This is a genomic window from Arthrobacter sp. AD-310 (assembly GCF_054656615.1).
The window spans coordinates 20226-27923 of record NZ_BAAHNO010000044.1 but is presented as its reverse complement, the minus strand read 5'-3'; the positions used below and the strand labels follow the sequence as shown (position 1 = coordinate 27923).

At 69.0% G+C, this 7698-nt stretch carries 11 protein-coding genes, 1 pseudogene and 1 riboswitch; of the genes and pseudogenes, 3 read left to right on the top strand and 9 right to left on the bottom strand.

Going from position 1 to position 7698, the window contains the following annotated elements; genetic code table 11:
• Positions 1-209: pseudogene (locus tag ACYQ1Z_RS19715) on the top strand (DEAD/DEAH box helicase); the annotation flags it as partial.
• A 57-nt stretch (positions 210-266) separates the two neighbouring features.
• Here ACYQ1Z_RS19715 and ACYQ1Z_RS19710 read toward each other — a convergent pair.
• From ACYQ1Z_RS19710 to ACYQ1Z_RS19680, 7 genes are all read right to left on the bottom strand, one after another.
• Positions 267-914 carry an MBL fold metallo-hydrolase gene (locus ACYQ1Z_RS19710; protein ID WP_459794243.1) on the bottom strand — a complete coding sequence of 216 codons (648 nt, stop codon included), beginning with the start codon at positions 912-914 and terminating at the stop codon, positions 267-269.
• Between the two features lie 10 nt (positions 915-924).
• Positions 925-1917, bottom strand: coding sequence for an aldo/keto reductase (locus ACYQ1Z_RS19705; protein ID WP_459794242.1), 993 nt, complete (start codon positions 1915-1917; stop codon positions 925-927).
• 32 nt (positions 1918-1949) lie between these two features.
• On the bottom strand, positions 1950-2576 hold the full coding sequence (locus ACYQ1Z_RS19700; protein WP_459794241.1) for a nucleoside/nucleotide kinase family protein: 627 nt from the start codon (positions 2574-2576) through the stop codon (positions 1950-1952).
• 37 nt (positions 2577-2613) lie between these two features.
• Positions 2614-2982 carry a DMT family transporter gene (locus ACYQ1Z_RS19695; RefSeq protein ID WP_459794240.1) on the bottom strand — a complete coding sequence of 123 codons (369 nt, stop codon included), beginning with the start codon at positions 2980-2982 and terminating at the stop codon, positions 2614-2616.
• Positions 2982-3305, bottom strand: a complete 324-nt coding sequence (locus ACYQ1Z_RS19690; RefSeq protein ID WP_459794239.1) for a DMT family transporter — start codon at positions 3303-3305, stop codon at positions 2982-2984. Before ACYQ1Z_RS19690 ends, ACYQ1Z_RS19695 begins: the two co-directional genes overlap by 1 nt.
• A 9-nt stretch (positions 3306-3314) precedes the next feature.
• Positions 3315-3380, bottom strand: a riboswitch (guanidine-III (ykkC-III) riboswitch).
• Between the two features lie 73 nt (positions 3381-3453).
• Positions 3454-3984, bottom strand: coding sequence for a ferritin (locus ACYQ1Z_RS19685; protein ID WP_459794238.1), 531 nt, complete (start codon positions 3982-3984; stop codon positions 3454-3456).
• An 87-nt stretch (positions 3985-4071) separates the two neighbouring features.
• A complete protein-coding gene (locus ACYQ1Z_RS19680; protein WP_459794237.1) occupies positions 4072-4638 on the bottom strand; it encodes a HutD/Ves family protein in 567 nt (188 codons plus the stop codon).
• A gap of 106 nt (positions 4639-4744) precedes the next feature.
• Here ACYQ1Z_RS19680 and ACYQ1Z_RS19675 point away from each other — a divergent pair, with 106 nt between their 5' ends.
• Together ACYQ1Z_RS19675 and ACYQ1Z_RS19670 are read left to right on the top strand one after the other, a co-directional pair.
• Complete coding sequence (locus ACYQ1Z_RS19675) at positions 4745-5356, top strand: phosphoribosylanthranilate isomerase (protein WP_459794236.1); 612 nt, start codon at positions 4745-4747, stop codon at positions 5354-5356.
• Between the two features lie 117 nt (positions 5357-5473).
• On the top strand, positions 5474-5875 hold the full coding sequence (locus ACYQ1Z_RS19670; RefSeq protein ID WP_459794235.1) for a YccF domain-containing protein: 402 nt from the start codon (positions 5474-5476) through the stop codon (positions 5873-5875).
• Positions 5876-5906: 31 nt separating this feature from the next.
• Here the strand turns inward: ACYQ1Z_RS19670 and ACYQ1Z_RS19665 are convergent, their stop codons facing one another.
• Both ACYQ1Z_RS19665 and ACYQ1Z_RS19660 read right to left on the bottom strand, forming a co-directional pair.
• Complete coding sequence (locus tag ACYQ1Z_RS19665; protein WP_459794234.1) at positions 5907-6725, bottom strand: 2-phosphosulfolactate phosphatase; 819 nt, start codon at positions 6723-6725, stop codon at positions 5907-5909.
• Positions 6722-7591: a DUF4031 domain-containing protein gene (locus ACYQ1Z_RS19660; RefSeq protein WP_459794233.1), complete on the bottom strand. Its 870-nt coding sequence runs from the start codon at positions 7589-7591 to the stop codon at positions 6722-6724. The genes ACYQ1Z_RS19665 and ACYQ1Z_RS19660 overlap by 4 nt, the downstream gene beginning before the upstream one ends.
• Between the last annotated feature and the right edge of the window lie 107 nt (positions 7592-7698).

Here is a 7698-nt window from a genome sequence, read left to right as displayed (position 1 = left end):
GCGGACGCCCGGCCACCGGCCAGCGCGCAGCAGCAGGTGCCACCGGCGGCAGCAAGGCCGTCTGGTCATCGAACACCGGCGGGGTTTCCGGCGGATCCTACGGTGCCGGCAAGGGCAGCGGCTCAGGCAACGGCGGCTCCGGCCGTCCCGCCCGCAGCGGCCCGCGCCGCGCGTCCGCCCCGGCGTCGAACGAGCGCCGCGGGCGTTAGCAGTACATCGGTGGTTGAGCCTGTCGAAACCGGATTTCGACGGGCTCAACCACCTGCTTACCAGCCCCGCTCGCGCCACTCCTCGAGGTGAGGCCGTTCGGCCCCGAGCGTCGTCGGTTTGCCGTGGCCGGGATGCACGACGGCGGTGTCAGGGTAGGTGCCGAACAGCCGCTCGGTGACGTCGGACAGCAGGGAGTTGAACCGCTCCGGGTCCTTCTGGGTGTTGCCCACCCCGCCCGGAAACAGTGAGTCGCCGGAGAAAATGTGCGCGGGGCCTTCCGGATCCTGGTACACGAACGCGATGGAGCCGGGGGTGTGCCCGCGCAGGTGGACAGCCGCCAGCTCAAAGCCGTCGACGGCTACTGTGTCCCCGTGCGACAGGCGACGGTCCACGGAAACCGGCAGCGCATCGGCGTCGTCCGCCCCCGCTGCGGTGGGCGCACCGGTGGCGGCCACCAGGTCCTCCAACGCCCGGACGTGGTCCCAGTGCTGGTGCGTGGTGGCAATCAGGGCGAGCCGCGGACTGGACGAGTCCGCGGCCGAATCCGCGAGCAGTTGCCGGATGGCGGGGAGGTCGTCGGCGGCGTCGATCAGCACCTGTTCGCCGCTGGCCTTCGCCGTCAGCAGGTACACATTGTTGTCCATTTCGCTGACGGAGATGCTGCGGATGGTCACGGCCGGGAGGTCGTAGAGAAGTGAGTCCATGGGTCTGAGTTTATTCACGCCCCTCTGACACCCAGTTGGGATCCGCTGAGCGGGATCCGACGACGGCGTCCGAGGCCTGGCCAAGCGCGTCCAGTTGCGCCGGGGTCAGGTCCAAAGCCAGGGCGCCCAGGTTTTCGTCGATCCGGTCCCGCTTGCGGGTGCCGGGGATGGGCACGACGGGCAGCCCGAGGCGGCTGCCCTGGGCGAGGAGCCACGCCAGGGCAACCTGGGCGGGAGTCGCCCCCAGTTCGCTGGCCACGGACCGGACGGTGTCCACGACCGCCTGGTTGGCGTCCGCGGCGTCCGGGGCGAAACGGGGGATGTTCCGCCGGAAGTCGTTGTCTCCCAGGCTGGAGGCGTCAACGGTGCCGGTGAGGAACCCCCGGCCTAGCGGCGAGTAAGGCACGAAGCCCACACCCAGGCGGGCTGCCGCGGGAACAACCTTGCGTTCCACATCGCGGCTCCAGATGGACCACTCGCTCTGGACGGCGGCGATCGGGTGGACGGAGCAGGCTTCCTCCAGCTCCTGCGCCGTCACCTCGGACAGGCCAAGGTGGCGCACCTTCCCCTGCTGCACCAGCTCCGCCATGGCCTCCACGGTTTCCACAATCGGAACGCGGAGGTCGCGGCGGTGCATGTAGTAGAGGTCGATGACGTCCGTGCCGAGCCGCCGCAGGCTCCGGTCCACAGCCTGCCGGATGTAGGCGGGGTCGTTCCGGACATCGCTGTAACCGCCCGCAGGGCTGCCCACCAGGGCGAACTTGGTGGCCAGCTGGACCTGGTCCCGCCGGTCCCGCAGCAGCTGTGCGATGAGTTCCTCGTTGCTGCCTGCGCCGTAGACGTCCGCCGTGTCGATGAAGGTGACACCGGCGTCCGCGGCGTGGTGCAGTGTCCGGAGCGCATCCTCCTGGTCCACCTCGCCATAGACCGGCGTCAGCGCCATTCCGCCGAAGCCGAGGGGGCTGACCTTGAGGCCGTCACCGAGTACGACTGTGGGTGCCATGCGGATCTCCTTGCTGTTGGTGTCAGGTGGTTTCAGTGCCAGGGGATGACGCGGTCCGCGGCGTGCCGTGTAGTCCGTATGAGGCGGGCGTTGGCTTCGTCCGGTCCTGACGCCCACGCCTGCGCTGCGGCCTGGCCCATCCCGAAGGACACATGCCTGGCCACCAGCCTCCCAAGCCGCAGCTCCTCGGGAGTGTCCACGAACCACACCTCATCCAGCTGCGCCCGGACTTCCTTCCAGGGCTCCTGCTCCACCAGGAGGTAGTTGCCTTCGGTGATGACGAGGGGCGCTTCGGCAGGGACCGGGATCGAAGCCGCCACCGGCTCGTCCAGGGTGCGCCGGAACTCGGGGGCGTACACCACAGCCTCGTCGCGGGCCACCAGGCGGCGCAGCAGGGACAGGTACCCGCCGGCGTCGAACGTGTCGATGGCACCCTTGCGGTCGCGCAGCGGCGTGCCGTCGATGACCGCGTTGCCCAGGTGGAAGCCGTCCATGGGGACCACCACTGCGGTTCCGGGGGTGAACTGCTCCCGGATCCATGCGGCGAACGTGGACTTTCCGGAGCCGGGCGCCCCCGTAATGCCCAGGATGGTCCGTGTACCGGGGACCATCCGGCGGCGCAGGGCGTCCATGGCCTGGGCAATCGCGGGGGAGTCCATGGCAAAAGCCTAGACCGCGCGGATCACCACGGCCTCCTCAACTGCGTGCCGGCTCTGGAGCCCGCACCTTTTGGTCAGCGGGCAGCACCTTGAGGCCGGCCGCACACCCGACAATCCCCGCGATGAACAGCAGTTTCAGCGGGCTGAAGGGTTCCACGCCGGTAGCCATCGCCCAGCCAACGGTCAGGGCGGCGCCCACGCCCACCCAGACGGCATAAGCTGTGCCCAGCGGGATGCTGCGGATGGCGATGCCCAGGCCCAGCATGCTGAGTGCGGCCGTCACGATGAAAACCGCGGTGGGCAGCGGCCGGCTGAGGCCTTCAGACAGGCCCAATGCCGTGGCCCACACGGCCTCAAGGACTGCCGATGCGAGCAGGATCAGCCAGGGAACGGAGCGCTTGAACATTACGCCACCACCTTCAGGCCAACCACGCACGCAGCGATGCCGGAGAGCAGCAGGAGGCGTGCCGCCGTCGGACGCTCCACCCTGGTGACGATGGCATAGGCGGAGGTCAGGACCACGCCGACGCCCACCCAGACTGCGTAAGCCGTGCCGGTGGGGATGGACTGCATGGCGATGGCCAGGCCGCCGGTGCTGGCTGCCACTGAGACCAGGAACAGGGAGGCAGGGGTGATGCGGCGGCGGCCGGAGGTTTGGAAAGCGCGGTGCAGGGCCGCGGCCCAGACGGCCTCGAGGGCGCCGGAGAGGATGAGGATTAACCACGACATGACAGATCCTTCGGCCAGTCTTGTCGCGTGCCGGGTACTGAACCGTCGTCCGGAGGCCCGGGTGCTGGGCCTTGTTTTCCAGCCTAGCAACGCCCGACGGCGGCGGGCCACCTTGGTGGCCAACCTCACCACCCGCCGGTGGAAGGGCTTAGAGGGCGCCGCCCGCCGCCTCGGGGGCGGCGCTGTCCCGGCCGCCGTCGCCGATGGTTTCCCGGGCGATAAAGTTTTCGATGTCGAACAGGTTGTCTGCCCGTTCGGCGATGTTCAGCAGGGTGGTCATGGACGCCACCTCCTCCACCTGCTCCTTCAGGAACCACAGCATGAACTGTTCTCCCAGGGCATCGTTCTCGCCGCGGGCGGCACGGAACAGGTCCTCGATGTTGCGGGTGACTTCCTTCTCCTGCTGCAGGGCAAGGGCCAGGGGCTCGGTGACGGCGCTGAAGTCGTTGCGGACCGCGGGGACGCCCGGAATGGTGAACGGGATGTCCCGGTCCAGCATGTACTGCACCATCATCATGGCGTGGTTCCGTTCCTCAACGGACTGGCGGTAGAAGTACTTGGCCAGCTGGGGCAGGTCCTGGTTGGCGAACCACGTGGCCACGGCAATGTACTGCTGCGATGCGGCGAATTCGTTGCCGATCTGGGTGGACAGGAGCGAATTGAATGTAGTTGCGGTCATAGCCCTGAGCTTAGGCGCGCCGGGAGCCCGGAACCAGTGTGGGAAGGCTTCGCTTGGAGAAGGTGAGGCTGGCCTATCCGGCCTGGACTAGCCTTCCACAGGATCGACGGACACGACCGCCAGGAAGCCGCGGCCCAGGATCTCCGGGGACGGAGAGTCTGAGTCGATGACGGCGTCGAAGCGCCCCAGATCCAGAAGTTCGCCTGTCCCGTCACCCACCGACGCCTGCCCCTGCAGCAGCACTGCCACCTGTCCCTCGAAGACCGGGTGGGCGCGCTTCTTCGACAGTTCTATGACGGACGTGTAGGCCTTGTATGCGCCGGCCCTGGCGATCACGTTGAGGTTCCGGACGTCCCCGGTGGGGAGGGCTGCCGAGGTGGCCGCCCCGCCGTCGAACCGGAAGGGCCGGTACTTCTCGACGGGACGCTCGGAGCCGTCAACCGTGAGCAGCAGGAGCTCGGCGTCCACCACCGTCAGGAGCCGCTCCATTCCCGGAAAGGGCGAAAAGCCGCCGGCCTTGGTGACGTCGGCCAGGCTCACCCGCCAGTCCCACCCGGAACCGTCCGCTGAGGGGTGGCTGGCCACCTCGCGGGTGACGCCGCCGCCGTTGCGCCATGGTTCGGCCTTGAGCTCTGCGAAGCGGATAATCTGCATCAGCCCAGCCTAGTTCGCCCCGGGGACGGCAACCGTCGCGGGGACCGGGCGGCGCCTGCTAATCTCCTGCGGGGGGTCAACGCGAAAACAGCCTAAGGAGCCGGCAATGTTCGTCAAAGTGTGTGGTCTCAGCACGCCCGAATCAGTCCGTGAAGCGGTTGAGTCCGGAGCGGATGCCGTCGGTTTTGTCCTCACCGCAAGCCCCCGGGTCGTCTCACCCGGCCAGGTGGCCAGCTTGCTCACGGAGGTTCCTGGGCGGGTGTCCCCGGTCGGGGTTTTCCGCCACGAGCCGGTGGCCGACGCGGTCGCCATCGCCCGGGCAGCGGGGCTCGAATGGATCCAGCTGCACGGCGCGCGGACGCGGGAGGACATCGCCACGGTGCACGACGCCGGCATGAAGGTGATCAGGGCCGTCACCATGGATGCCACCCGGCAGGAGATCGAGGACTGGGGCGAGGACCTGCTCCTCATTGATGCCGCGGTGCCCGGCTCCGGAGAAACCTGGGACTACGCCGCCATGGCGGAGGTCCCCGAGCTGCAGGGCCGCAAGTGGCTGCTCGCCGGCGGCCTGCACCCGGCCAATGTGGCGGAGGCCTCCGTGGCGGCGAACGCGTGGGGCGTCGACGTTTCGTCGGGGGTCGAGGTATCCCGCGGCGTGAAGGACCTGGCCAAGATCCGCGACTTCGTGCACGCGGCAAAGTCCGACGCCACGGTCTGACGGTCCGACAGGACCGGGCCGGCCGGCTCAGCGCAGGCTGGCCCGGCCCCGGGTTTCAGGGTCGGGTCAGGGAAGTCCCCTACCTTTTCGGCAGGGCGCTGACGGCACAATGGATGCATGAAGACGCTGCTCAACATCATCTGGCTGGTTTTTGGCGGTTTCTGGCTCGCCCTCGGCTACTTCGCGGCGGGCGTGATCTGCTGCCTGCTGATCGTCACCATCCCGTGGGGCATCGCCTCGTTCCGGATCGCCGCCTACACGTTCTGGCCGTTCGGCCGGACCGTGGTCGACAAGCCCGGCGGCGCGGGCGTCTTCCCGCTGCTGGGCAACGTGATCTGGCTGCTCGTGGCCGGGATCTGGATCGCCATCGGGCACGTGGTGACGGCCTTTGCCATGGCCGTGACCATCATCGGCATCCCGCTGGCCATCGCCAACCTCAAGCTCATCCCGGTGTCCCTGATGCCGCTGGGCAAGCAGATCGTTCCCACCAGCACCCCGTTCGTGCCGGCCTACCGCTGACCCTTCCCACGAGGGCCCCGGCGCGGGGCTGTCAGCGCGGGCCGAAGGACCCGTTCGCCAGGATGGCCACGGCGTCGCTGTCGTCCAGTTCAGCGGCAATGTCGACGTCGTGCCCGTAGCCGCCGCCGGCAAGCTCCCGGCCGCTGGCACAGCCGTGCAGCGCCTCGCGCAGGCGCGGCTCGGAGGCCTCGAAGACCGCCACGGCGGCCACCGCCTCCGGTGAATACCCGTGCCTGCCATCCCAACCGTCCGCGGCCTCGTAGCCGCCCTTGCCGGACGCCGCAAGCCCGGCAATGAAGGCGCCCGCCCCGATCTGGTCCTCCACAGCGGGCCGGAGCGTGCCGTCGGGCCAGCGTTCCCCGGCCGCAACCACCGCGATCACCGCGTCTTCGGCCAGGTTCGCTGCCACCCACTCGGCCGTCGCCGCCGCGTTGCGGAGGCACACCGCCGCCACCAGCGGAACCTCACCGGCCAGCACATGGCACAGTGCCGAGCCGTTCGGCGACGGCAGCACTACCCGCTGCAGGGAGGCCGCAGCCCGCAGGCTGGCCGGCGACAGGCTCAGCCCGCCGCCGTCGCGCGGTCCCGCCAGCTGCGCGCTGTGGTGGGCGGCAAAGTCCTCGGCGCCGGTGTCCTTCCACGGGAAGGGAAACACCTCGGCGCCCCGGTCAAGGGCCACGCTGACGCAGGTGCTGAAGGACAGGACATCCACCACTACGGCAAGGTCCGCTCCGGGGGCCACGGTCCTGGCGCCCGCTGTTCCCCAGTCAAGCCGCACCGTGTAGCCGAGTTGGCGGTGCGCGGCGCTCGCGGAATGAACATGCACGGTTTTCGACGACGGCGCGTTCATGCCAGTTCACCTTCCAGGTTGCGGCGGGCTGCATCGAGCCACAGCTCTTTGGCCCGTGGGGTATGGAACAGGGGGTCAAGTTCCAGCAGGCGGCGTACGACGGCGGCGCGTCCGGCCGCGAAATCAGGGTCACCCACGTGGGCGTAGTCCTGCCGGACGGCGGCGAGGTAGCGGGCGTATTCGTCCGGTTCCCCGCCAAGGACGGACAGGTCGGCATCACACAGCAGCGCACCCGCCCCGTCCCCCGGCCCGGGGCGGTGGTCGCTGGTCAGCAGGACAAGCCTTGCCACCTCAGCTGCTTCGGCGCACGGCAGGCCCGCCTGGCGGAGGCGGTCCTCCGCCAGCCGGGCGGACTCCTCCTCGTCCTGGCCGGGAATCCCGGCGTAGACGGCGTCATGGAACCACGCCGCCAGGAGCACGGTCCGGGGCGGGTCCGTTGGCTCGGTGAGCAGGTCCAGCGATTCGAGGACCGAGAGCAGGTGGGTACAGCCGTGGTAGTGCCGGTGTGGTTCGCTCCACCGGTCCAGCAGGTCAAGGAAGAGGGCGTCGTGGCCCGGCATGATGGCTTCCCACCGGGTCTGCAGCGGCACCTTGAGTGACTTGTTCCGCTGCCGGGCGGGGATGCGCAGGCCGCTGGCGATCAGCCTGCGGACCAGGACCCGGGCTTCCACGGGAATGGCGCCGGCAGCCACCAGCCCGTCAAAGCGGCGCTCCGGAACGTCGTAATGGTCGCCGTCGAACGCCCGCTCCGGGATGCCCTCCGCCAGGGCAAAGGCATGCAGCTCTTCCAGTGACGTGTCCGAAACCAGGTGCGAGAAATGGGTTCCGTGCGCAGGCCATAACGGCGGGTCGATGAAGATGGCCATGGACGAAGTCTAGTGCTGCCGGTGCCCGGCGCCGGGAAGGCCACGGCCTCCGGTCATATCCCAAAAAGCGGAACAATCCTCCTGTTTCTGCCGCAAGTGAGGACTAT